The following is a 24,743-nucleotide window of genomic DNA, read 5'->3' as shown; positions in this document are numbered from 1 at the left end:
CGGTACGCGCTCGCGCTACGTTCTCGGCGCTCTCCTCGTCGGCGTACCGCTTCTCCTCGCCCTGCTCGGACCGCTGCTCGCGGGCGAACCCGGGCCGCGCGCCGCGTCGTTCACCGCGGGCGGCGGGCACTGGCTGGGCACCGACTTCGTCGGCCGGGACGTGTGGCGGGAGGTGCTGCTCGGCGGGCGCTCCGTCGTCCTCGTCGCCCTCACCGCGACCGCCCTCGCCTACCTGGTGGCGCTGCCTCTCGGCCTCGTCAGCGCGCTCACCCACCGCACCTGGCTGGAGGAGCTGCTCATGCGGCCCCTCGACGTGCTCCTTGCGGTGCCCTCGCTGCTCATGGTGCTGCTTGTCGCCGCCGTGTTCACGCCCGGGGCCGTGGGCCTCGCGCTCCTGGTGGCGCTCGTCAACATCCCGGACGCCGCCCGGATCGTCCGCGCCGGCGCGGCGGAGGCCGCGTCCCGGCCGGCCGTGGAGGCGCTGCGCATGCAGGGCGAGACCTGGTGGCGCACCGCCGTCGGCTACGTCGGCCGCTCCACCACCCGGGTCCTCGCCGCCGACGCGGGCGTCCGCTTCACCGGCGTGCTCTACCTCGTGGCCACCGCCGCGTTCCTCGGCGTCGGCGTCGAACCGGACGCCTCCGACTGGGCGGTGATGGTCGACCGCAACCGCACCGGCCTGTTCGTCCAGCCCTGGGCCGTGGTGGTGCCCGCGCTGCTCATCGTCGCGCTGACCATGGGCGGCAACCTGCTCGTCGACTCGGCACTGGAGCACAGGAAGAAGTACGGGATCAAGTACGGGACGAAGCAAGGCATGAAGCACCGGTCGAAGGGGCGGCCCTCATGAACGCGGAACCGGAGACCGTCGCGGAGGTCGACGGCCTGTGCGTCGACATCGACGGCCGGACGATCGTGGACGGGGTGAGCCTGCGCGTACGGCCGGGCACGGTCACCGCTCTGGTCGGCGCGTCCGGCAGCGGAAAGACGACCACGGGGCTCGCCCTGCTCGGCGAGTACCCGGACGGCGCTCGCGTGACCGGCGAAGTACGTGTCCCCGACGGCCTGGTCGGATACGTCCCCCAGCACCCGGGAGCCGTCCTCAACCCGGCCCGCCGCGTCGACGCCCTGCTCAGGGACATCGCCCGCACCCAGGTGCGACACCTGCCGCGGCGGGAGCGACGCGTGGTCGCGAACGAACGCGTCCTCAGGGCCCTCGCCGACGCCCGACTCGCCGACGGTGAAGCCCTGTTGCGCCGCTATCCGCACCAGCTGTCGGGCGGCCAGCAGCAACGCGTCGTGCTCGCGCAGGCGTTGCTCCTCGGGGCCAGGGTCGTCGTCGCGGACGAGCCCACCACCGGCCTCGACCCGCTGACGAAGCACCACGTGGCCGACCAGCTGAGGGCCGTCGCCCGGCAGGGCATCGCCGTGGTCCTGCTCAGCCACGACCTGGACGTCGTACGGGCCCTCGCCGACGAGATCCTCGTCCTGCGCGACGGCCGGGTGGTGGAATCCGGCCCAGCAGAGCGCATCTGGCTCGCGCCGAGCCACCCCTGGACGCGTGAACTCCTCACTCAACAGGGCGAGTTCGAGCCCGAGGAGCGCGGCGGCCGGGGTGACACGGTCCTGCATCTCCCCGCTCCCGGACTCCAGGCCCGCCACGGCCGCTCAGTCGTGCTGCGCATGCCGGAACTCACGCTGCGGGCGGGCGAGTGCCTGGCCGTCGTCGGCCGCTCCGGCAGCGGCAAGACCACACTCGGCCGCTGCCTGGCCGGACTCCACCGCGACCACGACGGCGCCCTCACCCTGGACGGCACCCCGCTGCCGCGCAGCGTGCGCGCCCGTACGCGAGCGCAACTCGCCGCGGTGCAGTACGTCTTCCAGGACGCGAAGTCCGCCTTCGACGAACACCGCCCGGTCCTGGACCAGGTGGCCCGCACGGCCGTACGGCTCCGCGCCCTGACCGAGGCGGAAGCACGCACCGAGGCGCTGGCCACCCTGACCGGTCTCGGACTCACCGAGGAACTCGTACGCCGCAGGCCCGACCGCCTCTCCGGCGGCGAACTCCAACGCGCCGCCCTCGCCCGCGCCCTGCTCGCCCGTCCACGGGTCCTGGTGTGCGACGAGATCACCTCGGGCCTGGACGCCGTCAGCCGCCGAGGACTTCTGGACCTGCTCGCGGCTTTGCTGCGGGACCGCGACGACCTCTCCCTGGTCCTGATCACCCATGACCTCGACACGGCGGCCCTGGCCACCCGGATCGTCGTCCTGGACGACGGCGAACTGCTCCAACAGGGCCCGGCCCACGAGGTGTTGGCGGCTCCGGGCCACCCGTTCACCACACAACGAGCGGAGAACGCCGGCGCGGCACGCGCCGGGAGAACGTGATCCCGTCCCACCTCCCTCGCATGCGGCTCACCGAGGTGCAGCCGGTCACCTTCGGTCCGTCGCGTGTTTGTGCCTGGGGTCCAGCCGGTAGTCCGGGCACTCGGGGTTCTCGCAGGGGCCTGGCCCCCACTCGGGGACGTACACCCCGAGCGACTTGTGGCGGTGGGCCACGGGTGGCACGGGGTGGTGGCAGGTCGGGCACTTGTAGGCGTCGCCCGCACGCTTCTCTTTGACCATTTCTTTACGATATGCCCGAAACGCGTGGCGGGGTAGATGTCCCTGGGCTCAGCCTCGCTCGGAGCTGGAGCCGCCTTCCCCGTCGGCGTCCGGACTGTCGGCGCGTTCCTCATCCGTGGCCGGTAGCTGGGGAAGCTCCGGTGGGGCGGGTTTGGCGAGGCTGAGGAGGACGGCTCCGGCGAGGACGGCGACGATGACGGCGAGGCTGATCGGGGAGGGGATCTCCGGGATGTCGGGGCTGATCATCTTGTGGGACGCCTGCAGGGCGAGTTTTACGGCGATGAAGGCGAGGATGATCGCCAGGCCCTTGCTCAGGTAGTGGAAGCGGTCGAGGAGTCCGGCGAGCAGGAAGTACAGGGCGCGTAGTCCGAGGATGGCGAAGGCGTTGCTGGTGTAGACGATGAACGCGTCGTCGCTGACGGCGAGGACCGCGGGCACGCTGTCCACGGCGAAGATCAGGTCGGCCGCCTCGATCGCGGCCACCACCGCGAGCAGCGGCGTCGCCACCCGCTTCCCGGCCTCCTTGACGAAGAACCTCGCCCCGGCGTACTCGTCCCGGACCGGGACGACCTTGCGGAGCGTCCGTACGGCGAAGCTCTTGCCGGGGTCGAAGCTCTCCTCCTCGCCCTTGAGGAGCTTGTAGGTGCTGTAGAGGAGGACCGCGGCGAAGGCGAACAGGACGGCGGTGAAGCGGCTGACCACGGCGACGCCGAGGGAGAGGAAGATGCCGCGGAACACCAGCGCCCCGATGACGCCGAAGAACAGCACCCGGTGCTGGTACTCCCGGGGCACCCTGAAGTACGCGAAGATCACGGCGAAGACGAAGAGGTTGTCGACGGACAGGCTCTTCTCCAGCAGCCACGCCGTCGTGTATTCGGTGCCCGCGGTCGCGCCGAGGACGAGGAAGATCACGGCGCCGAAGGTCAGGGCGAGGCCCACCCACAGGCCGCTCCAGGCGGCGGCCTCCTTGAACCGGATGACGTGCGCGGTGCGGTGGGACAGCAGATCGACCGCCAGCGACACGACCACGGTCGCGGCGAAAGCCCCCCACAGCCAGAGCGGGACAGCAAGCACGTCAGCAACCCTCACCAAGGACCGCGCGCGGTGCACCGGCCCGTATATCAGAGTGTGCGGCACCCCGCCTGTCGAAGCACGCGGGCTTCGTGAAAGCTGTGGACGCAGTCGTCGTCGGCGTCCGGCAGCCGAGCCTTGCAGCAGCCGGCTGCCTCGCCCAGCCGTACGGCAGCCGTACGTCGTGGCCGTCAGCCGGTCCGCACGACGGTGACGGGGATGCCGAGATCCCGGATGCGGCGCAGGGTGGCGGGCGGGACGGCGTCGTCGACGAGGATCAGGTCGAAGTCCGTGAGCGGGGCCAGGGCGTAGACGCCCCGCCGCGTGAACTTGGTGTGGTCGACGAGCAGGACGCGGCGCCCGGCACGCTCCATCAGGGCCCGCTTGACCTGCACGGTCTCCTGGGACTGGTGGTAGCAGGTGGTGCCGGTGACCGCGGTGGTGGACATGAACAGCACATCGGCGCCGAAGGAGTTGACCGACTCCGCGGTGTGCGGGCCGAGGAACGCGTCGTAGGCCGGGTAGTACGTACCGCCGAGTGCCAGCAGGGTGATGCCCGGCTCGCCCGCGAGGAGTTTGATCACCGGCAGGAAGTTGGTGATGACCGTCAACGGTCCGCGCTCCGCCAGGCGTTGGGCCAGCGCCAGGCAGGTCGTCGACTCGTCGATCATCACCGTCTGACCCGGGCTGATGGTCTGCAGCGCGGCACGGGCGAGCCGGTTCTTGGTGGCGTGCATGGCGGCCATGCGCTCGCTGATGTCGCCGTGGAAGAGCAGCGAGGGCAGCGACGAGGCGCCCCCGCGGACCTTGCGCAGCCAGCCCTGCGCCTGCAGCACGTCCAGGTCCCGGTGGACGGTCATGATGCTCACGCCGTGCTCGGCGGCCAGATCCGCGGTGCGTACGAAGCCCTCTGCGGCGACCCGTTCGCGGATGCGCTGCTGCCGTCCGGGCCGGGCGTCGCCGTCCTGCGTCGTAGCCACTGTCGCCTCCGCCACCGAGCCCGCTCTCCACGGCTCGGCGGATGTTAACTTCACGGCCATTTCTCATGGCCTGTGCACCCATTCCCGGCAGGTCGGCCGGGGAAGGCCGAGCTCAGCCCGGATGGCGTCCATGTTAAGGGCGAGCGTCTTCACAACGCCGGGCGGCCAAGCCGCGAGAGGTCCCCGCGCAGTCGTTGACCCTCGGCGCGCCACCGCAGTTGCATCGTCCTGACCAGCGAAGACAGCTATGGAGGTGGCCTCGTGCAACGGCAGAACTGGGCTGAACGGCTCGGCATTCCGCGCCCTCTGGCGTGGGGCTACGCGGGCGTCCTGGTCTTCATGGTCGGCGACGGTGTGGAGTCCGGCTTCCTCGCTCCGTACCTCGTCGACCAGGGCCTGTCGGCGCAGCGCGTCGCGATGCTCTTCACCGTCTACGGCGTCACCGTCGCCGTCGCGGCCTGGTTCTCCGGTCCGCTCTCGGACCTGTGGGGGCCGCGCCGCGTGATGGCGGCGGGCCTCGCGGCCTGGGCGGTGTTCCAGGTGCTGATGCTCTCGGTCGCGGTACCGTCGTTGAACTACCCGCTGCTGCTTGCCAGTTACGGCTTGCGCGGCATCGGCTATCCGCTGTTCGCGTACGGCTTCCTGGTGTGGATCGCGGCGACCGCGCCGCAGCGGAGGCTGGGCACCGCCGTCGGCTGGTTCTGGTTCGCCTTCACCGGCGGGCTGCCCACGCTCGGCTCGCTCCTTGCCAGCTTCCTCGTCCCGCGCATCGGCGCGTACGCCACGCTGTGGCTGTCGCTCGGCCTGGTCGCCGCGGGCGGTCTGACAGCGCTGCTGCTCGTACGCGAACCCACCGGCCGCTCCCGTCTGGCCCCCGCCGGTGAGCGTCCGCTCGCCACCCTCCTCGACAGCCTGACACTGCTGTGGCGCAACCCGCGGATCGGCGTCGGCGCGATCGTGCGCACCGTCAACACCGCCCCGCAGTTCGGCTTCCTCGTGTTCCTGCCGGCGTTCTTCACCGACACCGTCGGCCTGAGCCTGTCGCAGTGGCTGCGGCTGCTGTCCGTGATGTTCGCCGTCAACATCGTCTTCAACCTGCTCTTCGGCGTCCTCGGGGACCGCTTCGGCTGGCGCCGGACCGTCGCCTGGTTCGGCGGAGTCGGCTGCACCGTCACCTCGCTGCTGCTCTACTACGTGCCGACCGCCCTGGGCGGGCAGTACGCGCTGTGCCTGCTGGTGGCCGGCCTCTTCGGCGCCACCCTCGCCGGCTACGTACCCCTGTCGGCCCTGATGCCCACCCTCGCGCCGCAGCACAAGGGCCAGGCCATGGCCGCCCTCAACCTCGGCGCCGGGGCGTCCACGTTCGTCGGCCCGGCGATCGTCGCCCTGTTCCTCGGCCCGCTCGGCGCCCAGGGCGTCATCTGGATCTTCGCCGCGGCCTACGCGCTCAGCGCGGTGCTCGCCCTCACCCTGCGTACGCCCGTCCACAACGCCACGCCCGCCGTCGGTTCACTTTCCGGCCCGGCAACCGCCAGCCTGGGAGACGGCACACCCCGTCACGACACCGCCCCCGCCACTTCGGACAGCTGAAGGACGCACCGACCATGTCCGTACTCTCCATCGACGTCGGCACCTCGATGATCAAGTCCGTCGTCTTCGACGCCCACGGCCGCGAGATCGCCGTGGCCCGCGTCGCCACGCAGGTCCACCGGCCGCATCCGGGCTGGGCCGAGCAGGACATGGACGCCGTCTGGGACGCGGTCGCCCGCACCGTGCGCCAGGTCGTCGCCCGCCTGCGCGAGACGGGCGCCGCCCCGCTGTGGCTGATCACGTTCACCGCCCAGGGGGACGGCTGCTGGCTGGTCGACCCGCAAGGACGGCCCACCGGCCCGGCCGTGCTGTGGTCCGACGGCCGCGCCGCCGGCATCGTCGACACGTGGAAGCACACCGGCGTGCTGGAGGAAGCGTTCCGCCGCAACGGCTCCCTCACGTTCGCCGGACTGCCCAACGCCCTGCTGACCTGGTTCGAGCAGCACGACCCCGACCGGCTGGCCCGCTCCGACGCCGCCCTCACCGCCGCGGGCTGGCTCTTCCTCCGATTCACCGGCCGCAGAGTCATCGACGAGTCGGACGCCTCCGCCCCGTTCCTCGACCACGCCACCGGCGACTACGACCAGCGCATCATCGACCTGTTCGGACTCGCCAAGGCGCAACGGCTTCTGCCCCGCGTCGTCGGCGACGACCGGCGCATCGCCGAGATCACCGCCGAGGCGTCCGAACAACTCGGCGTCCCGGCCGGCCTCCCGGTCGTCATGGCGCCCTACGACATCGCCGCCACCGCCCGCGGCATCGGCGTCGTCAACCCGGGCCAGGCCTGCGCCGTCCTCGGCACCACCCTCTGCGTCGAGGCGGTCCGCACTGCCGTCGACACCAGCGGCGAGCCCAGCGGCGTCAACATCGCCTACCGGGGCCGCGAACGCGTCCTGCGCGCCTTCCCCACCCTGTCCGGTACGGAGGTGCTCAACTGGACCGCCGACACCCTCGGCCTGCCCGGCCCCAAGGAACTGGTGGACCTCGCCATGCAAGCCCCGCCCGGCGCCGCGGACCTGGGCTTCCTGCCCTACCTCTCACCCGCCGGAGAGCGCGCCCCCTTCCTCGACCCGCGGGCCCGCGGCACCTTCTGGGGCCTCTCCCTGGAACACAGCCGGGCCCATGTCGCCCGCTCCGTCCTCGAAGGCCTCTCGCTCGCCGTGCGCGACTCGCTCACCGCCTCCCGTACCGAAGTGGGAGAGCTCAGGCTCTGCGGCGGCGGCGCCAACAGCGACGACTGGTGCCGGCTGATCGCCGACGTCACCGGCGTGCCCACCGCCCGTTCCACCGACACCGAACTCGGCGCCAAGGGCGCCTTCCTGACCGGTCTGGTCCTCACCGGCGCCGAGTCGAGCATGCACCGGGCCGCCGACACGTACGTGCACATGAGCGGGCACTGGGAGCCCGACCCGGAACGATCCGCGCTGTACGCCGACCGCTACGACTCCTTCGTGAACTGGCGTGAAATGGCCCGCAGTTCGGGCTGGCAGCCGCACCCCGCACCCGCCCCCGGCGAGGAGGCCGCCCGATGAGCAGCACCCCCTCCGACGGCGTGACCCTCGGCCTCGACCTGGGCACGCAGAGCGCCCGTGCCGTCGCCGTCGACGCCCACGGCACCGTCGTCTCCGCCGCGTCCCGGCCCCTGCACAGCCGACGCGAGGGACACCGCCACGAGCAGGACCCCGAGCAGTGGTGGCAGGCCCTCGCCGAGGCCTCCCGGGAAGCCCTCCGTGCCGTCGACCCGCGGCGGGTGACCGCGCTCGCCCTCGACACCACCTCCGGCACCGTGCTCCTCGCCGACGCCGCCGGCACGCCCCTCACGCCCGGCCTCATGTACGACGACGGGCGCGCCGCCGCCGAAGCCGCCCGGGCCAACGCGGCAGGGGCCGCCCTCTTCGAACGCCTCGGCTACCGCAGCATGCAGCCGTCCTGGGCCCTGCCGAAACTGCTGTGGCTGCTGCGGCACACAGCCGCGGCCGCCACCCCCGGCACCCGGCTGCTGCACCAGGCCGACCTGATCACCTGGCGACTGGCCGGACAACAGCGGCCGACCGACGCAGGCCACGCCCTGAAGACCGGCTACGACCTGCTGCACGAGCGCTGGCCGTACGCCGAGTTCGCCGCGCTCGACGTCCCGGCCGCCCTGCTGCCCGAGGTGGCACGGCCGGGCACCGTCCTCGGCACGGTGTGCGCCGAGGCGGCCGGTACGACCGGCATCCCCGAAGGCACGGTGATCGTCGCAGGCACGACGGACGGCTGCGCCGCGCAGATCGGGGCCGGCGCACTCACCCCGGGCGCCTGGAACTCGGTCCTCGGCACCACCCTCGTCCTCAAGGGGGCAAGCCCTCATCTCGTACGCGACCCGGCGGGCGTCGTCTACTGCCACCGGGGGCCCGGCGGGCTGTGGCTGCCCGGCGGGGCCTCCAGCAGCGGGGCCGGCGTGATCAGCCGGGAGTTCCCCGGTGCGGACCTCCCCGCCCTGACCGAGGCGGCCGCACGCACGGCGCGCGCGGGGCGGGCGGGACACGCCCCGGTCGCCTACCCGCTCGTCGGCACCGGCGGCGAGCGCTTCCCGTTCCGCTCCCCGGACGCCCGCCCGTTCCTGCTGGGCGAACCGCACGGGCAGGCCGAGCTCTTCCACGCCCAACTCCTCGGCGTCGCCTGCCTGGAGCGGCTCTGCTTCGACTACCTCGACCACCTGGGCGCCCCGGTCGGCGGCCCTCTCACCCTGACCGGCGGCGGCGCCCGCAACGCGTACTGGAACCAGCTGCGGGCGGACGTCCTGGGCCGCGAGGTCGCCCTGCCGGAGCAGGCCGAGGCCGCCGTCGGCATGGCCGTCCTCGCCGCCACCCACGACGGCACCCCGCTGGAGAAGGCCGCCGCGGACCGGGTGCGCATCCGCAGGCGTCTGACCCCCGAGCCCGAGCGCACCGCCCGCTTCCTCCCCGCCTACCTGGCCCTCGTCGACGCACTCGACCGCCAGGGCAGGCTCGACGCCGAAGTGGCCGACCACGCCCGCAGAAAGGCCCTGCAGTGACCGACATCTTCCTGGTACGCCACGGCGAGACCGTGTGGCACGCCGAGAACCGCTACGCGGGACGCACCGACATCCCGCTCACAGCCCGCGGACACGACCAGGCCCACGCGCTCGCCGACTGGGCCGTCACCGCGGACCTCACCGCCGTGTGGAGTTCGCCGCTCTCCCGTGCCCGACTCACCGCGGCCCCCGCCGCGCACGCCTGCGGCCTGCCGCTCCAGGTCGACGAGCGGCTCTACGAGGTCGACTTCGGCCAGGGCGACGGACTCACCCGCGACGAGATGCGCCGGCGTTTCCCGGAGGAGCTCGACGCGTTCCTGACCGATCCGGTCGGCCACCACCTGCCCGGGGGAGAGGACCCACGGCTGGCGGCCCGGCGCGCCGCCGACTGCCTGGCGGACATCGCCCGAGCCCATCCCGAGGGCCGCGTCCTGACGGTCGCCCATTCCACCCTCGTACGTGTCCTGCTCTGCCGGGAACTGGGCATTCCCCTCTCCCGCTACCGGCAGGTCTTCCCCCAACTCCACAACGGCGCCCTGACCCACCTGCGCCTGACCGACGGGCGAGCCGCGCTGCTGCGCCTGAACGCGCCCGTCCTGTCCCTCACCCCCGCAGTCCCCTGACCGCCCACCCACAGCACCTATCCCGGCACCACCGGAGGCACCTCCCCATGACCACCACCGTCCTCGCAGCGGGCAACCACTTCATCCACCCGAAGCTGTTCGCCGACGCCGTACGCGAGGCCGCAGGCGACGCCCCACTGACCGTCCGTGAACTCCGATTCCCTTGGCCGCACACGCCGTTCGGCCCGGTCGGCGAGGTCGTCGAGGCGTCCGGCAGCGAGGACGAGATGATCGACGCGCTCCGCGGAGTCGAGGTCTGCGTCACCGAGCACGGTCCGCTCACCGAACGCATCCTGGCCCACAGCCCCGACCTGAAGCTGTTCTGCACCAGCCGCGGCGGCCCGGTCAACGTCAACCTCGAAGCCGCCACGGCCCACGGCGTCACCGTCTGCTACGCCCCGGGCCGCAACGCCACCGCCACCGCCGAACACACCCTCACCCTGCTGCTGGCCGCCGCGCGGGGCGTCGGCGACACCCACACCGACCTGCGCAAGGGAGTGTGGCGCGGCGACTACTACGACTACGACAACTGCGGCATCGAGATCGAGGGCACCACCGTCGGCCTCGTCGGCTACGGCGCCATCGGCAGCCGCGTCGCCAGGACGCTGGCCGCGATGGGCGCCCACGTCCTGGTCCACGACCCGTACGTAGCACCCGACGCGCTCACCGGAATCGCCCGACAGGTCACCCTCGACGAGTTGTTGAGCCGCTCCCGCATCGTCTCCCTGCACGCCCGGGTCACCGAGGAGACCAAGGGAATGATCGGCCGGGACCAGATCGCGGCCATGCCCCGCGGCTCGGTCCTGGTCAACTGCGCACGCGGCGCCCTTCTGGACTACGACGCCGCCTGCGACGCCCTGGAATCCGGCCAGTTGGCCGGCGCGGGCTTCGACGTCTTCCCCGAGGAGCCGCTGCCCGCCGGTTCCCGGCTGCTCACCGCACCCGGCGTCGTGCTCACCCCGCACATCGCCGGGGGCAGCCAACAGGTCGCGCACAAAGCGGCCCGCCTCGCGGCCGCGGAGGTCGGCCGCTACCTGCGCGGCGAGCGTCCCGCCCACTGCGCCAACCCCGGGGTGCTCGGCGAGCCGAAGCCCTGACGGAGCCGGACGTGCGGCGACTCGACGGAGGGCGGTCGTCAGGTGGCCACCTGGCCGGAGGCGACCGCGCAACTGCCGCAGTACGCGAGGAAGTTGAGAAGCCTGGTCGCGAACCGTCCGGGTTCGACGAGGTGGACGAAGTGCCCGTCACCCACCCACTCCTCGATCTGCACGTCCGGCATGCCGTCGAACCGCTCGCGCTCCCCGACGGTGGCGGGCCGACCGAACACCGCCAGGCAGGGGACCTGTATCAAGGCCGCCTGAGCGTCGATCCACGCCTGCAGCTCGACCGGGTCAGTGGTCAGGATCTGATCCCAGTATCCGAGTACGACGTCCTGCTCGACCCGGTGCGTGCCGAGGACGAGTGCGCGGGTCGGGTCGGGGGTGCGGTCGAGCCCGAGGCTGTTCTCGATGTTCGGCCAGACCTGGTGGAAGGCGGGGCCGCGCAGCATCGGCGCGATCTGGTGGAGCATCCGGGCGAAGGGGAGCACCTCCGTCGCCTGGTCCACCAGGGCGATGCCGCGCGTCGGGTACGCGGAGGCGTAGAGCGCTGCCACCGAGGCGCCCATGGAGTGCCCGACGACGACCGGGCGTTCGACGGCCAGTGACTCGAGGAGTCGGTGGATCTGCTCGGCCACGTCCTGCAGCCGGGTCGGTTCACCGCCGCTGCCGCCGTGTCCCGGCAGGTCGATGGCGATGCTCGTGACGGCGCCGTCCCACATGTCGATGATCGGCCGCCATGTGCGCCGGTCGAAGGTCATCCCGTGCAGCAGGACGACGGGCGTGCCCGCACCCTCGATGTCGTAGGAGAGGCCGGTCGCCGGATCGGTCACGGTTGTCATGACGCACCTCCTCGGAGGCGACTCGTCGCGATGGGGCGTGGCCCGCCTCGATGTTGCGCGCGAGTGTTTCGTATCTCTGTAACGTAACGCCGTTCCGTTATGCTCGCAATGTGGGACGCAAACGTGTGCACGGCGAGGAGACAGCCGAGGCCCTGCTGGACGCGGCGGAGCGGATCCTGGAGGCCGAGGGCCTGGAGGCGCTGACCGTACGACGGGTCGCCGAAGAGGTGGGGACCACGACGCGCGCCGTCTACACCAGCCTCGGTTCCAAGGACGCCCTGATCACCGGTCTGGGAGTACGGGGGTTCGCGCTGCTCGCGGCGGAGGTCGCGGCGCTGCCCACGACGGACGACCCCGCCGCAGACCTGATCGCGGCCGCAGTGTCGGGATTCCGGAACTGGGCCCTGGCACATCCCGCCCTGTTCCAGGTCACTTTCCAACAGCGGGCCACGGCTTCACCAGAGGTCCGCCTGCGCTTCGAACCGGCCAGGAAAGAGGCACTTGAGGTGCTCCTCGGTCTGATCCGCCGGCTGCACGGCGCCGGGGGCATCGGGGGGCGAACGGTTCAGGAAGCCGCCTGGCAGTTCAGCAGCCTGTGCGAAGGACTCGCCGCGATGGACCTCCGACTCGCGACCTCCGGATCCCAGCCGGACAGCGCGCCGATCTGGACCGACGCGCTGAGCGCACTGATCGCGGGATGGCAGCGCACGAGCGGCAGTACCCCCGCCGTGTGATGAGCCCCGCCGCACCGCAGCCCGGTGAGCGCCAATGGTCGATCCCGTAGGCGCCCGGACAGACGCGGCCGATGTCGCGCCGGTACACGTCAGGGCGGCCCAGGTTCACCCCGGCGTCCACCTGCCCCGAGGCCGCGCTCGGCGGCGAACAGCTCCCACGCGTCGAGCAGCCGCTCGCTACGTGTGCAGCGACAAGCCGGTCGCCCGAACCGCTGGCCGAGCCATCCCCGACGTCCCTCTCCGGATGCCCCATGTGAGGCGGCTGCCCAGTGGTCGGGCCGCCCCCACCCGCCGGTGCGAACGGGGGGCGCCACGCAGCGTGAGGAGGGTCAAGGGGTCGCGTACGTCTCCACGGCCTCCGTCACCTGTTCGTGGGTGAGCGGGAAGCCCGGGAAACGTGCGAGTCGGGACAGCGGGATGGCGCGCATCATCGGGCCGTTGCGGGGGTCGTCGAGGAGTGCCGCGAACCCCTCGGTCCCGAGCGCCGTGCGCAGCCAGGGGCCTGCCTCGGGGTGGGCCAGCCACTGTTCTGCCGTCGAGTGGGCGTGGAGCGGGGCAGCGGGTGCGTCGCCCGTCAGCTCGACCGTCTGCTCCAGGCGGATGTCACGTGAGGACGCGCCGACGCGCAGGCCGAACTCGCCGCCCTCGACCGTCCATCGGCCTGCCTGCTCGTGCCAGTACGCGAAGGCCCGGCGGCCCAGCGTCAGTGTCACCGGTGCGCTCTGCCCGGGTTCGAGCGTGACGCGTGCGAACGCGCGCAGTTCCTGCTCCGGGCGGTGCACGGACGCCTCGGGGTCGGTGACGTACAGCTGAACGGTTTCCGTGCCCGCCCGGTCGCCGGTGTTGGTGACGGTCAGGGCGACCTCGACCTGCGGGTCCGCGCCGTCGGCCCGCACGGTGGCGGTCAGGTCGCGGTACGCGAACGTCGTGTACGACAGGCCGTGCCCGAACGGGTAGGCCACCGGCAGGCGGTGCGCGTCGTACCAGCGGTACCCGATGTGCAGCCCCTCCGTGTAGCGGACGCGGCCGAATTCGCCGGGGAACGCGCCCACCGTCGGGTTGTTCTCGTACCGGATCGGGAGGGTCTCGGCGAGCTTGCCCGACGGGGACACCGCGCCCAGCAGCAGGTCCGCCACCGCCGCACCGCCCGCCTGGCCGAGCAGCCAGCCTTCGAGGAGTGCCGGCGCCCGGTCCTGCCAGGGCGCGAGCGTGACGGCGGACCCGTTGGACAGCACCACGACCACCCGGGGGTTGGCGTCCGCGACGGTGTGGAGCAGTTCGACCTGGTGCGCGGGCAGATCCATGTGGGCGCGGTCGAAGCCCTCCGACTCGTACGACGGGGGCAGGCCGAGGAACAGCACGACGACCTCGGCGTCGGCCGCGGCCCGTTCGGCCTCCGCGACGAGTGCGGGGGCGGCCTGCTCGGACTCGATGACGTAGCCCGGCGCGAAGGACACCTCCCGGCGGCCGTCGAGCGCGGTACGCAGCGCGTCCAGGGCGCTGTCGAGGCGGGTGGGGTTCACCTGCGACGAGCCGGATCCCTGGTAGCGGGGTGTGCGGGCGAACTCGCCGATGACCGCGACGGTGCCGCCGGAACCGGGGTCCAGGGGGAGCAGCGCGCCCTCGTTCTTGAGCAGGACGGCGCTCGCCGCGGCGGCCTCGCGGGCGAGGGCGTGGTGGGCGTCGGCGTCGAAGCCCGCGGGTGGTTCGGCGAGCGCGGGCAGCGAGCGGTCGACGAGGGTGAGGAGCCGCGTGACGGCCGAGTCGAGCTCGGCGTCGGTGAGTCGACCGGAGCCGAGCCCGGCCCGGATCGCGTCGGCGCCCGCACCGCCCGACGCGGGCATCTCCAGGTCGAGGCCCGCCGTGACGGTCGCCGCACGGTCGTCGACACCGCCCCAGTCGGACACGACGAGGCCCTCGAAGCCCCACTCGTCGCGCAGGATCTCGGTGAGGAGCTTGCGGCTCTCGGCGGCGTACGTGCCGTTGACCTTGTTGTACGAGGACATCACGGTCCACGGCTGCGCCTGGGTGACGACCGCCTCGAAGGCCGGCAGGTAGATCTCGCGCAGGGTGCGCTCGTCGATCTCGGCGGAGACCGTCATACGGTCGGTCTCCTGGTTGTTGGCGGCGAAGTGCTTCAGGGAGGCGCCGACGCCCTGGCTCTGCAGCCCGTTCACCCAGGCCGCGCCGAGCTCGCCCGCGAGGTACGGGTCCTCGGAGAAGTACTCGAAGTTCCGGCCGCACAGCGGCGAGCGCTTCATGTTGACGCCGGGCCCGAGCAGTACGGAGACCCGTTCGGCACGGCACTCCCGGCCGAGCGCCTCACCGACCCGGCCGAGGAGTTCGGTGTCCCAACTGGACGCCAGGCCCGCCGCGGGCGGGAAGCAGGTCGCGGGGACGCTGCCGAACAGGCCCAGGTGGTCGCCGTCGTCGGGCTGTTTGCGCAGGCCGTGCGGCCCGTCGGACACCATCACGGCGGGGATGCCGAGCCGTTCCACGGGCTGGGTGTGCCAGAAGTCGGAGCCGTCGAGGAGGGAGAGCTTCTCCTCGCGGGTGAGCGCGGCGAGCAGGGCGGGGATGTCGAGACGCCGGACATCGGTGGTCATGCATCAACTCCGATAGTGCAGAGGGGCGTTGGGATGCTGGGGCGTTGGGGGCGTTGGGGGCGTTGGGGGCGTTGGGGGCGTTGGGGGCGTTGGGGACGTTGGGGTGTCGGGAGTCTTGGGGACGGATGGCTGTCAGGTGCGGGCGGGGGCCCAGATGTCCCGTACCCGGCGCAGCGGGTCCCTCTCGACGCGGGCCGTGTCGCCCCACAGCATCGTTTCGCGGCCCGCGCGGCTGTAGCGGGGCCAGGACGGCCCGGGATCCTGGTCGCGTACGAAGGCGACCCACGCGGCGTGCAGGGCGTCGGCCAGGTGCTGGGGCGGGTCCTCGCCGACGGCCGCGGTGACGCCTTCGGCGTCGAGGAGGTCGAACGCGAACGGCAGATCCGTGCAGTGGAACGCCGAGCCCCTGAACTCCGGGGCGGTGCTGCCGCGGTCGAACTGGTAGAGCCAGGTGGGGCGTCCGCGTCGGGCGCGTGCTTCGGCGAGGGCGAGGGCGGGCGCGCGGAACGTGGTGTCGGTGACGGCCTGGCCCATCAGTGCGGCCGGATCGCCCGCGCGGTCCGCGTGCGTGTCGAGGAAGAGGCGGGTGCGCTGCGCGTCCAGGCCGCGGGCGGCCAGCATGCCGTGCAGGTCGGCCTCGGTGGCGCCGGGCGTGGGCAGGGCGTTGAATTCGTGGGCCGTGAAACCGGCCATCAGCGGTACGTCCGCTCCCGCGTCACCGTTGGCCAGCGCCTCGGGGACCGGCCGCGGGACCAACTCGCCGTCGGCGAAAGGTGCGAGGGCGAGCAGCGGCAGCGCTCCCCGGTCCGCTCCGGGCGCGCCGAGCGTGTCCTGGTGGGCGAGCAGCTCGGCGTCGGACAGGCCCCGGAGCGCGGCCGCCGTCGCCGGGACGCCGGTGCGGTCGGTGAACAACCGGCTGACGGCCAGGGCGGTTTCGCGGTCCTGCGGGTCCATCACGGCGCCGGACACGGAGATCGCCGCCCGGAAGAGTCCTCGCGCGGCGGGCGTGGCGAGCAGCGTCTGCACGGCGCCGCCGCCCGCCGACTGGCCGGCGACGGTCACCTGGCCGGGGTCGCCGCCGAAGCGGGAGATGCTGTCGCGGACCCATTCGAGGGCGGCGATCCAGTCGCGTACGCCCCGGTTGTCGGGCGCGTCCGGCAGGTGCAGGAAGCCCTCGATGCCGAGCCGGTAGCCGAGTGAGACGAGGACGACGCCGTCCCGGTTGAACGCGCGGCCGTCGTACCACGGGCTCGCCGCCGAACCGGCGACATAGCCGCCGCCGTGGATCCACACGAGGACCGGCAGGCGCGCCGCCGGGGCCGGGTCGGGGGTGAAGACGTTGAGGTTGAGCGTGCAGCTGCCCGGGATCGTCGGCTCCGGGATGGTGGTGACCTCGGCGAACGGCCTGCGCTGCGCGGTCGGCCCGTACGCGGTGGCATCGAGGACGTCGGCCCAGGGCGCGGGCGGCACGGGCGCCGCGAACCGGAGCTCGCCGACCGGCGGTTGAGCGTACGGGACACCGAGGAAGCGGACGCCGGTGGGCCGGCGCTCGCCGCGTACGGGGCCGTAGGGCGTGTGGACGGTGACGTGGGCGGACGGGTCGGGCATGGGGGCTCCGGGGTCAGGCGTGCGGGTTGTCGTGGGTGACGGTGCCGTGGGCTGTCGTCGCGGTCTCGACCACGGCGGCCGCTCCGAACGGCGTCAGGACGGCACCGGTGGCACCGGTGGCCGTGAGGCGGGTGCGCAGGAGGGACGGCATGTGCGGGTTCCTTCGCTTGCGGGTGGGACCGGGGGCGGAGACAGCGGGGCAGGGTTGGGTGCTCCGCCCCCGGGGAATGGGGGTGGGCCGGTCGTTCAGAGGTGCAGGCCGGCCCCGTAGGGGAAGAGCGGGTCCGCGGTGTCGTGCGGAACGTCCGGGCGTGAGGCCTCGACCGCGGTCATGGAGCGCGGCAGTTCGAACGGCAGCCGACCCTCCGGCCGGGCGCGGCCGAAGGCCACGTCGAGCAGGGCTTCGTCGCTCGCTCCGTAGTCGGCGACGAGCGCGGCGGCCCGCTCGGCGACCTCCGGGACGACAGCGGCGCGTTCGAGGTTCAGGAACACCACCGTCGGCACCGTGTCGAGCAACTTCAGGATCGGGTCGAGCTCTTCGGGGGTGAAGTCGAGCCGGCCGGAGTGGAAGAGCGCCTCGAAGCGGTTCCCCCGCTCCTCGTACGGGGTGTGCAGGCGCAGCACGGCGAGATCGGCGTCGGCCGGGTCGCCGACGACTTCTCCGTACCCGCCGGCGGCGACGGCACCCACCCCCTCGACGTACAGCTTCGGGCGTTCCGCGCCCACGGGAAGGGTCTGGTCGCGGTTGACGAGGACGGTGAGCGAGCGGCGCTGCGCAGCGTCGCCGACGGCGCGGAACTCGCTGCTGCCGACGATCTCCTCGGCGAGACCGGGGTCCACGTACGGGCGGTCGAAGAGGCCGAGGACGAACTTCTCGCGCAGCAGACGGCGTACGGACGTGTCGATGCGGTCCTCGGAGATCCGGCCGGAGCGGACCAGCTCGACCACGACCTCGGGGCAGGCCTCCCCGCCGAACTGGTCCACGCCCGCGTCGAGGGCCTTCGCCGCGCGTTCGGCGACGGAGAGGTGCTCGACGCCCCAGGCGCGGGCCCGGTGCAGCTCTCCGAGAACGGGCTGGTCGGTGAGCAGACCCCAGTCGGTGCAGACGATGCCGTCGAAGCCGAGCTCGTCCCGCAACAGCCCGGTGATCACGCCCTTGTTGAAACCGAAGCCGACCTCTTCCCAGCCGGTGCCGACCGGCCGGCCGTAGTACGGCATCATCTGCCTGGCCCCGGCGGCGACGGCGGCCCTGAACGGCTCCAGGTGCAGCTCGCGCAGGCCGCCCGGGTAGATCTGGTCCTTGCCGTGCGGGAAGTGCGGGTCCTCGCCGTCCTTCTGCGGGCCGCCGCCGGGGAAGTGCTTGACCATGGCGGCCACGCCGTCCGGCCCGAGCCCGTCGCCCTGCAGGCCCTTCACGTACGCCTGGACGAGCTCGCCGGTGAGCGCGGCGTCGGCGCCGAACGTGCCGGCCTGGCGGGACCAGCGGGGCTCGGTCGCCAGGTCGACCTGCGGGTGCAGGGCGACGCGCAGCCCCACGGCCAGGTACTCGCGGCGGACGATGTCGGCGAAGCGGTGCACGAGTTCGGGGTCGCGGGTCGCGGCAAGACCGGTCGGCTCGGGCCACGCAGAGAACGCCCCGGCACTGAACGACGCCCCGATGTTGGTGGTGAACGAGTGCCGGGGATCGGTGGACACGGTGACGGGGATGCCGAGCCGGGTCCCGGCCGCCGACTCCTGGAGCGCGTTGTGCCATTGAGCCAGCTGCCGGGGCCGGGCCGAGCCGAGCAGGTTGAAGTGGCTGAGCAGCTTCGTACCGATCGCGCCGCTGGTGTCGGTGGGCGCGAACGCCGCGTCACCGGCCTCGACGGGACTGCCGTCCGGGTGCAGCGCCAGCATGGTGTGGAACAGCAGCCCGGCCTTCTCCTCCAGGGTCATCCGGGCGAGCAGGTCCGCGACGCGGTCCTCCACTGCGCGAGAGGCGTCCTGGTACGGGTGGCCTTCGTTACGGGGTGCGGGAGGCATGCACAACTCCTCGTGGAGCAAGGTGAGTTGGTGAGCAGGGGGCGAGGGGGCGGGAGGTTCAGCGGACGCCGCGGATCAAGGCGACGGAGAGTGCGCCCAGGACGGTGATCACGGCGCCGACGACGAACAGCGCGCCGTAGCCGCCGAGCGAGCCGACGACCAGGGAGGCCATGAACGGCGCGATGATCTGCGGCCCTGCGTTGGCGATGTTGAGGACGCCCATGTCGCGCGCCGCATCGTCCGCGCTGGGCAGAACGAGGGTGACCAGGGCGGTGTCCACGGCCATGAAGCAGCCGAAGGACAGCCCGGCAAGCACGCTGAAGACCAGCATGCTCGCCCAGCTGGGGCTGACGACCGGAATCAGCATGCCGACCGCAGTGAACGCACAGGAAACCGCGATGAACGGCTTACGGCGGCCGATGCGGTCGGACAGAACTCCGCCGACCACCGTCGAGACCAGCATGCACACGGAGTTGACGGGGGAGATGATCGCGACGGCGTCGGCCGGGGAGAGGCCGGCGGGCAGCTCGATGTGGTCCTGCAGGATGTACAGCTGGTAGAGGACGACCGCGAAGTAGCCGAGCATCATCAGGAACCTGCCGATGAACGCCCAGCGGAAGTCGGCCGCCTTCAGCGCGGAACCGAACGCCGCGAGCTGCCGCCCGAACGACACCGCCCCGACGGCCGGCAGCCTCCGCTCCCGTACGAGCGACGTGAACAGCAGGGCCACGAGCGCGATGACCGCGCCCAGCACGAGATAGCCCGTACGCACCTCCTTCGGCACGAACGACGACGCGACCGTGACTCCGGCGATCGTGCCGACCGGCACCCCCACGCCGACCATGGCGGAGGCGAGACCGCGACGCTCCTGGGGCACCCGGTCGGGTACGACGGCCGTGATCGCGGCCTGGTAGACGTTCATCATCGCCTGCACCAGACACCAGCCGATCGTCACCAGCAGGATGCTGCGCACGGCCCCCAACAGGGCAAGCGCGCCCAGGGCGGCGATCCCGCCGCCCAGAATCCAGGGGTTGCGGCGCCGGGACCGGTCGGAGAGCAGCCCGGCGAGCGGGTTGAACAGCGTCGCGAAGACGGCGGCCGTACCGGAGACCAGCCCCAGGTTGGCGACCTTGTCCGCCGGGTCGAGCGCTTCCACCTGTACGGGCAACAGCACCTGGCCCACGCCCATGTAGACCATGTACATCGCCGTATGGCCGACGGCAAGCAGCGACAGGAGGCGGCCCGTCGTGACTGCGGCGCGTGGTCGCGGTTCCTTTTCGGGGACGGCGGATATGTGCTCGGTCTCGGATCTGGACGCGCTCATGGCCAAACTCCTCGAGGCGGCGGCTCTCGCCGGCGGGCAGGCGGAACGAACGGACGAGCGGGGGAGAGGTGCCGTCGGCGGCGGAAGCTGGACGGCGGTCGCGAAGACACCGCGCGGACGGGACCAGCACAGGTGCGTGTCGAGGGCCCCACGACGAGGGCGGCCCTTCCCCCGCCGTGTCGGCGCGCACAGGCAACCACGAAACCCGAGTAGGTAGTAGGTTTTCAAAATGTGACGTGCGTCACGCGACGGTGTGCGGTGGTGTCGCTTGGCTACTGTGACCTGCATGGACCGCACGAACAGCCGCCGCAGCCCGAGCACCCCTCGCCGGAACACGGCCAAGGCGCGCGGTACTTACGCGGTCGGCGACGAGCGCCGCCGCCGCATCCTCGACGCGGCCGTCGAGCACTTCGCACAGTGGGGCTTCCACGCGTCCTCGCTCGCCCGCATCGCCAAGGACGTCGGCGTCACCCAGGGCGGTCTGCTGCACCACTTCCGCAGCAAGGAGGACCTGCTCGTCCGCGTGCTCGAACGCAGCGAGGAACAGGACGTCGAGGAGTTCTTCGCCGCGGAGTTCACCTCGACCGCGGACGCCTTCCGGAGCCTGATCGCCCTCGCCGACTACAACAGCCGCCGCCCCGGCCGCACCAGGATGTTCAACGTCCTGCTCGGCGAGTCCTCCGAACCCGGCCACCCCGCCCACGCCTTCTTCTCCCGCCGCTACGAGCGCTTCATCGCCCAACTCGCCGCCGTACTCGGCGAATCGGTCGAAGCCGGTGAACTCCGCCCGGACGCCCCGTGCGACGCCACGGCCCGCGAGGTCTTCGCCGTCATGGACGGCATCCAGCTCCAGTGGGCCATCGCGCCGGACGACGTCGACATGGCGGAGCGCCTGCGCGCCTACCTGGACCGCCTGTACGCGTCGATCTCCGCCGCCGGCACGCCCGTACCGGCGGCGGAGAAGTCCGGCTGACGCGGGAGATCGGTGGTGCCGTCGCCCGGCTGCCGACGCCTTTGCCCCGGCGGTCGGCCCAGGCCGCGCTCGGCATCGCCACTGCCGTGTCCACGCTCAGCAGCGACATCCCCTGGGCCTTCCCTCTGCGGGCCGTCGCCGTAGGCTTCGGGGCCACCCTCGTCATCGGCACCATCGCCGGCCTCTACCCCGCCATCCGTGCCTCCCGCCTTTCACCCACCCTCGCTCTTCAACTCCGCCTGAACTCCAAAGGGAGAGCCGGAAGACGTGCGACCACTGGCGCGAACCTCCCCTTGACGGAGCGCAGTTCCCCGGCCGGGAGGGGCGAGGCCCGGGGCGGGGGCTACGTGGGCTCCGAGGAGATGCGGCGCAGTGCGAGGAGTGTCGCGTCGTCCGTGCGGTGGGAGCCGTCCAGTTCGGCGACGAGGCATTCGACGTACTCCTGGAGCGCCTGGTGCCCGGCGCCCGGGGAAGCTTCGCGCAGGCAGTGTTCGGCCGTGGCGAGGAAACGGTTCGTGTCCAGCTCGGGATCGCCGGCGCGGCGTTCGGTCAGCCCGTCCGAGTACATCAACACGATGTCGCCGACCTGGAGTTCGGCCTCCGTAGCGGTGTAGGCCGAGCCGGGCAGCACGCCGAGCGGCAGGCCCGGGCCGTCCTCGGGATCCGGGAGTTGCACGGCGCGCCCGTTCCGTACGAGGACGGGGCGGGGGTGGCCGGCGCAGGTCCAGCGCAGCAGCCCGCGCTCGGGGTGGTAGCGGGCGATGATCGCGGTGGCGGTCGACTCGGTGCCGTCGGCGCACGCCACCTCGTTGAGCCACTGCGTCAGGTGCTCGACGGGCTCCTCGGTGTAGGCCAGGCCCGCGAGCGCGTACCGCAGCTTCGCCATGAGGGTGGCCGCTTCCAGGCCGTGCCCGCGCGCGTCGCCCAGGGCGACGAGGAGGCGGCCGTCGGGCAGTTTGCGGGCCTTGTACCAGTCGCCGCCGACGCCCGCCTCGCGGGCGTCGGGACGGTACACCGCTGCCGCTTCGAGGCCGAAGGACTCCAACTCGTCCTGGAAATGCGGCAGTACGGCCTCGCGTAGGACGTCGGCGACCTCCGCGACGGCTTCGGCCCGCTCCCGTTGGCGGCGCGCCTCGCGCTCGGCACGCTCGGCCGCCTCGCGGCGCCGCCGGTCCGCGGTGACGTCGGTGAGGACCGCGCGCAGCGCCCACACGAGGCTGCCCGGAGCGATGCGTACGGGTTCGGCGACCAGGCGGAACACGCGCTTGCTGCGGCGCAGGCGCAGCTCGCACTCGGTGGTCCGCTTGCGCAGGATGACGTCGTACAGGGTCTGGTACAGGTCCGGCAGGCTGTCGGGCGCGACCTCGGCGGCCAGGTCGGACAGGCTGGGCACCGGGGCGTCGTCCGCCAGGCGCAGCACCCGTCGGAATCCGCGGGACGGTGTCACGCCGTGGTCGCCGAGGTTCCACTCCGCCCAGCAGGTGTGCACCAGTTGCTGCGCCGCGGCCGCCATGCCCAGGCGGCTGCCGCGCTCCCAGGTGAGCAGGAACTGCTCACCGCACGGGGCGATGCGTACCTCGTCGTTGACCCGTACGGGCCCGGCGTCGGTGTCGAGGAACCATTCCACCGTTTCCGGGCCTTGAGGCGTGCCCTCGTGGAACGCCCGGGTCAGCATGCGGGGGATCGCCGTGCGGGTCAGCGTGGGAAACCGCTCGAACAGCGAAACGGGACCGGTCCACCTGGGCACGGCACCCGGCGGGATCAGCGTGCTCGCGATCTTGCGGGCGGCCGCGTTCTGGGTGACGTACACCGCGTCCCGCAGGCCGCCGTCGCCGTCGAACACCGGGGTCACCAGCAGGGCGGCCACGGGGAAGGCGTCGAGCACCTCCTGCGCGGACGGCGACGGCGACGGCGACGGCATGGGTGCGGCCGACGCGGCCGGACCCGCGGGCCGGGCAGGCCGGGCAGGCCGGGCATCGCGTTGGAGCTCCGCGTACGCCCTGACCCGTCGCCGCTGCGCCTCCAGCAACTCCTGGATCGCCTGCAGCCCGAGACGGGAGCGCGGGTCGCCCATGGAGGACGGCTCGTCCATGCGTATCTCGGCCCTTCCGGGTACGGGGCGAAGTACTGAGCAGCTTCGATTAGGCGCCCGGGGAAGGCCAGTGGGAGTACGCCAGGTGATGGCGTCCGACGGCAGGAGCGGGGCGCCGCAGAGGCACCGCTGACGGGCGGAGACGTGGCAGTCCGGCGGGAAAGTGATGCCTCGCACAGGGGCGGCCCGTGGCCGAGGTGCGCGTGTTAGCGTCCGCGCGTGATCTCCCCGGCCGTGGGCCTACCTCAACCTGATGCACGCGTCGCCCCAGCCGGCGGCGGTGGCCTGCTCGACCGTCTCGACTTGTTCGGCGACGCCTTCGTACGCGATCCGCACCCGTGGCTCGACCTGCTGCGCGCCGAAGCGCCGGTCCACCACGACGCAGGCACGGGCCTGTGGCTCGTCAGCCGCCATCGGGACGTACGCCGGGTCCTCCTCGACCCCGAGCTCTTCCTGCCCGACAACGCCCAGGACGCCGTCACCCCGTTGCCGGTGGCCGCGCTGCGGGTGCTGGCCAGGGCCGGTTTCCAGCTTCCGCCCGCGCTCGCCAACAACGGCACCGACAGCCATCCGCAGCTGCGCCAGGTGGTCGCGCGCTTCTTCGGCCCCCGTCGCGTCGCCGCGGCCGTACCGACGATGGAGCGGATCGCCGAGGAGCTGCTGCGTACGGCCCGGGCGCAGCTCGACGCCGGCGGTACGTGCGACCTGTTCCCGTCCTACGCGCAGGTCCTGCCCTGCCGGGTCCTGATGGACCTGCTCGGTATCGAGGGCATCGAACCGGCCACGCTGATCCGCTGGAGCGATGCCGCCCTGGAGTTGTTCTGGGGCAGCCCCAGGGCCCAACGGCAGCTCGAACTGGCGGAACTGGTCGGCGAGTTCCACGCCTGGCTGACTGAGACCGTACGGTCCACCCCGGCCGCGTCCGACTCGCTGATCGGAGAACTCGTCCGCCATCGTCTGCCCGACGGAGAGCGCCTGGATCCGAAGACGGTCGTCAGCGCGTGCTTCTTCGTCTTCATCGCCGGGCAGTCGACCACCGGCCAGCTCATCGCCACCGTGCTGCGCCGTGCGCTCGCCGAGCCTGGCCTGTGGCCGCGCGCAGCCCACGAGGCAGGCGGGGCGGAGCGGTGGGTGGAGGAGGTGCTGCGGCGCGAACCTCCGGTGACCACCTGGCGGCGGGTGACGGCGCAGCCGGTGGACGTGGGCGGGGTGCGGCTGCCCGCGGGGGCACAGCTCCTCCTGATGCTCATGGGCACCGGCTCGGACCCGGAGGTCTTCGACGAGCCGGACCAGATGTGTCCGCACCGGCCGAACGCCCGCCGTCACCTCGCCTTCGGCATCGGCAACCACCTTTGCCCGGGCGCATCCCTCGCCCGAGCGGAAGCGGCGGTGGCTCTCCGGACGGCGGCCCGCGTCCTGCCCCGGGTGGGACCGGCGGCCCACGCCCCTGAGCCGCCGATGCTCGGCCTGCTGTCCTTCCGCGCGCCGCTGCAAGTCGTGGTATCCGACCGCTGATCTGCGG

Annotated in this window: 19 protein-coding genes and 1 pseudogene; 11 read left to right on the top strand and 9 right to left on the bottom strand. The window is 72.4% G+C overall.

Going from position 1 to position 24,743, the window contains the following annotated elements; translation table 11 throughout:
* Positions 1 to 61: 61 nt before the first annotated feature.
* Both ACIDOF_RS33085 and ACIDOF_RS33080 read left to right on the top strand, forming a co-directional pair.
* On the top strand, positions 62 to 847 hold the full coding sequence (locus tag ACIDOF_RS33085) for an ABC transporter permease (RefSeq protein ID WP_409009962.1): 786 nt from the start codon (positions 62 to 64) through the stop codon (positions 845 to 847).
* Positions 844 to 2,385 (top strand): ABC transporter ATP-binding protein, encoded by a 1,542-nt coding sequence (locus ACIDOF_RS33080; protein WP_409009893.1) that lies wholly within the window; start codon positions 844 to 846, stop codon positions 2,383 to 2,385. Before ACIDOF_RS33085 ends, ACIDOF_RS33080 begins: the two co-directional genes overlap by 4 nt.
* Positions 2,386 to 2,670: 285 nt before the next feature.
* Here ACIDOF_RS33080 and ACIDOF_RS33075 read toward each other — a convergent pair whose 3' ends face one another.
* Positions 2,671 to 3,696: a TerC family protein gene (locus ACIDOF_RS33075; RefSeq protein WP_409009892.1), complete on the bottom strand. Its 1,026-nt coding sequence runs from the start codon at positions 3,694 to 3,696 to the stop codon at positions 2,671 to 2,673.
* A gap of 188 nt (positions 3,697 to 3,884) precedes the next feature.
* Positions 3,885 to 4,673, bottom strand: a complete 789-nt coding sequence (locus tag ACIDOF_RS33070; protein WP_409009891.1) for a DeoR/GlpR family DNA-binding transcription regulator — start codon at positions 4,671 to 4,673, stop codon at positions 3,885 to 3,887.
* A gap of 261 nt (positions 4,674 to 4,934) precedes the next feature.
* Between ACIDOF_RS33070 and ACIDOF_RS33065 the strand changes: the two genes are divergently transcribed.
* Genes ACIDOF_RS33065 through ACIDOF_RS33045 form a run of 5 tightly spaced genes read left to right on the top strand, consistent with a single transcriptional unit; the run spans position 4,935 to position 11,020 of the window.
* Positions 4,935 to 6,263, top strand: coding sequence for an MFS transporter (locus ACIDOF_RS33065; RefSeq protein ID WP_409009890.1), 1,329 nt, complete (start codon positions 4,935 to 4,937; stop codon positions 6,261 to 6,263).
* Positions 6,264 to 6,277: 14 nt separating this feature from the next.
* A complete protein-coding gene (locus ACIDOF_RS33060) occupies positions 6,278 to 7,795 on the top strand; it encodes an FGGY family carbohydrate kinase (protein WP_409009889.1) in 1,518 nt (505 codons plus the stop codon).
* A complete protein-coding gene (locus ACIDOF_RS33055; protein WP_409009888.1) occupies positions 7,792 to 9,300 on the top strand; it encodes an FGGY-family carbohydrate kinase in 1,509 nt (502 codons plus the stop codon). Before ACIDOF_RS33060 ends, ACIDOF_RS33055 begins: the two co-directional genes overlap by 4 nt.
* On the top strand, positions 9,297 to 9,923 hold the full coding sequence (locus tag ACIDOF_RS33050; RefSeq protein ID WP_409009887.1) for a histidine phosphatase family protein: 627 nt from the start codon (positions 9,297 to 9,299) through the stop codon (positions 9,921 to 9,923). The genes ACIDOF_RS33055 and ACIDOF_RS33050 overlap by 4 nt, the downstream gene beginning before the upstream one ends.
* A 47-nt stretch (positions 9,924 to 9,970) precedes the next feature.
* Positions 9,971 to 11,020: a 2-hydroxyacid dehydrogenase gene (locus ACIDOF_RS33045; RefSeq protein ID WP_409009886.1), complete on the top strand. Its 1,050-nt coding sequence runs from the start codon at positions 9,971 to 9,973 to the stop codon at positions 11,018 to 11,020.
* Positions 11,021 to 11,058: 38 nt separating this feature from the next.
* Here the strand turns inward: ACIDOF_RS33045 and ACIDOF_RS33040 are convergent, their stop codons facing one another.
* A complete protein-coding gene (locus ACIDOF_RS33040; protein WP_409009885.1) occupies positions 11,059 to 11,862 on the bottom strand; it encodes an alpha/beta fold hydrolase in 804 nt (267 codons plus the stop codon).
* A 110-nt stretch (positions 11,863 to 11,972) separates the two neighbouring features.
* Between ACIDOF_RS33040 and ACIDOF_RS33035 the strand changes: the two genes are divergently transcribed.
* Positions 11,973 to 12,596 (top strand): TetR/AcrR family transcriptional regulator, encoded by a 624-nt coding sequence (locus ACIDOF_RS33035; RefSeq protein WP_409009884.1) that lies wholly within the window; start codon positions 11,973 to 11,975, stop codon positions 12,594 to 12,596.
* A gap of 329 nt (positions 12,597 to 12,925) precedes the next feature.
* On the opposite strand, the gene ACIDOF_RS33030 is transcribed toward ACIDOF_RS33035, so the two are convergent.
* The 5 genes from ACIDOF_RS33030 to ACIDOF_RS33010 all read right to left on the bottom strand — a co-directional run bounded on the left by ACIDOF_RS33030 (position 12,926) and on the right by ACIDOF_RS33010 (position 20,156).
* Positions 12,926 to 15,202 (bottom strand): glycoside hydrolase family 3 C-terminal domain-containing protein, encoded by a 2,277-nt coding sequence (locus ACIDOF_RS33030; RefSeq protein ID WP_409009883.1) that lies wholly within the window; start codon positions 15,200 to 15,202, stop codon positions 12,926 to 12,928.
* 132 nt (positions 15,203 to 15,334) lie between these two features.
* Positions 15,335 to 16,810 (bottom strand): carboxylesterase/lipase family protein, encoded by a 1,476-nt coding sequence (locus tag ACIDOF_RS33025; protein WP_409009882.1) that lies wholly within the window; start codon positions 16,808 to 16,810, stop codon positions 15,335 to 15,337.
* Between the two features lie 13 nt (positions 16,811 to 16,823).
* The gene (locus ACIDOF_RS33020; RefSeq protein WP_409009881.1) at positions 16,824 to 16,961 is read right to left on the bottom strand and encodes a hypothetical protein; all 138 of its coding nucleotides are present in this window, start codon (positions 16,959 to 16,961) and stop codon (positions 16,824 to 16,826) included.
* Between the two features lie 95 nt (positions 16,962 to 17,056).
* Positions 17,057 to 18,832, bottom strand: a complete 1,776-nt coding sequence (locus ACIDOF_RS33015; protein ID WP_409009880.1) for a glycoside hydrolase family 3 protein — start codon at positions 18,830 to 18,832, stop codon at positions 17,057 to 17,059.
* Between the two features lie 58 nt (positions 18,833 to 18,890).
* Entirely contained in the window at positions 18,891 to 20,156 is a 1,266-nt protein-coding gene (locus ACIDOF_RS33010) for an MFS transporter (RefSeq protein WP_409009879.1), read from the bottom strand.
* A 286-nt stretch (positions 20,157 to 20,442) separates the two neighbouring features.
* Between ACIDOF_RS33010 and ACIDOF_RS33005 the strand changes: the two genes are divergently transcribed.
* Both ACIDOF_RS33005 and ACIDOF_RS33000 read left to right on the top strand, forming a co-directional pair.
* Positions 20,443 to 21,129, top strand: a complete 687-nt coding sequence (locus ACIDOF_RS33005) for a TetR/AcrR family transcriptional regulator (protein ID WP_409009878.1) — start codon at positions 20,443 to 20,445, stop codon at positions 21,127 to 21,129.
* 56 nt (positions 21,130 to 21,185) lie between these two features.
* Positions 21,186 to 21,359, top strand: a pseudogene (locus tag ACIDOF_RS33000) (ABC transporter permease); the annotation flags it as partial.
* A 113-nt stretch (positions 21,360 to 21,472) separates the two neighbouring features.
* Here ACIDOF_RS33000 and ACIDOF_RS32995 read toward each other — a convergent pair.
* A complete protein-coding gene (locus ACIDOF_RS32995) occupies positions 21,473 to 23,221 on the bottom strand; it encodes a PP2C family protein-serine/threonine phosphatase (RefSeq protein ID WP_409009877.1) in 1,749 nt (582 codons plus the stop codon).
* Positions 23,222 to 23,524: 303 nt separating this feature from the next.
* Between ACIDOF_RS32995 and ACIDOF_RS32990 the strand changes: the two genes are divergently transcribed.
* On the top strand, positions 23,525 to 24,736 hold the full coding sequence (locus ACIDOF_RS32990; RefSeq protein ID WP_409009876.1) for a cytochrome P450: 1,212 nt from the start codon (positions 23,525 to 23,527) through the stop codon (positions 24,734 to 24,736).
* Positions 24,737 to 24,743: the final 7 nt, after the last annotated feature.

Source organism: Streptomyces sp. Da 82-17, from assembly GCF_046098215.1.
Lineage (GTDB): Bacteria > Actinomycetota > Actinomycetes > Streptomycetales > Streptomycetaceae > Streptomyces.
Note: the sequence above shows the minus strand (reverse complement) of the source record. Positions and strands in the feature narration are given on the sequence as shown.

Bases quoted from the DNA above. Each gene is read 5' to 3' on its own strand.
- ACIDOF_RS33080 (WP_409009893.1), top strand. From the start codon at position 844: ATGAACGCGGAACCGGAGACCGTCGCGGAGGTCGACGGCCTGTGCGTC.
- ACIDOF_RS33060 (WP_409009889.1), top strand. From the start codon at position 6,278: ATGTCCGTACTCTCCATCGACGTCGGCACCTCGATGATCAAGTCCGTC.
- ACIDOF_RS33055 (WP_409009888.1), top strand. From the start codon at position 7,792: ATGAGCAGCACCCCCTCCGACGGCGTGACCCTCGGCCTCGACCTGGGC.
- ACIDOF_RS33045 (WP_409009886.1), top strand. From the start codon at position 9,971: ATGACCACCACCGTCCTCGCAGCGGGCAACCACTTCATCCACCCGAAG.
- ACIDOF_RS33040 (WP_409009885.1), bottom strand. From the start codon at position 11,862: ATGACAACCGTGACCGATCCGGCGACCGGCCTCTCCTACGACATCGAG.
- ACIDOF_RS33030 (WP_409009883.1), bottom strand. From the start codon at position 15,202: ATGACCACCGATGTCCGGCGTCTCGACATCCCCGCCCTGCTCGCCGCG.
- ACIDOF_RS33025 (WP_409009882.1), bottom strand. From the start codon at position 16,810: ATGCCCGACCCGTCCGCCCACGTCACCGTCCACACGCCCTACGGCCCC.
- ACIDOF_RS33020 (WP_409009881.1), bottom strand. From the start codon at position 16,961: ATGCCGTCCCTCCTGCGCACCCGCCTCACGGCCACCGGTGCCACCGGT.
- ACIDOF_RS33015 (WP_409009880.1), bottom strand. From the start codon at position 18,832: ATGCCTCCCGCACCCCGTAACGAAGGCCACCCGTACCAGGACGCCTCT.
- ACIDOF_RS33010 (WP_409009879.1), bottom strand. From the start codon at position 20,156: ATGAGCGCGTCCAGATCCGAGACCGAGCACATATCCGCCGTCCCCGAA.
- ACIDOF_RS33005 (WP_409009878.1), top strand. From the start codon at position 20,443: ATGGACCGCACGAACAGCCGCCGCAGCCCGAGCACCCCTCGCCGGAAC.
- ACIDOF_RS32995 (WP_409009877.1), bottom strand. From the start codon at position 23,221: ATGGACGAGCCGTCCTCCATGGGCGACCCGCGCTCCCGTCTCGGGCTG.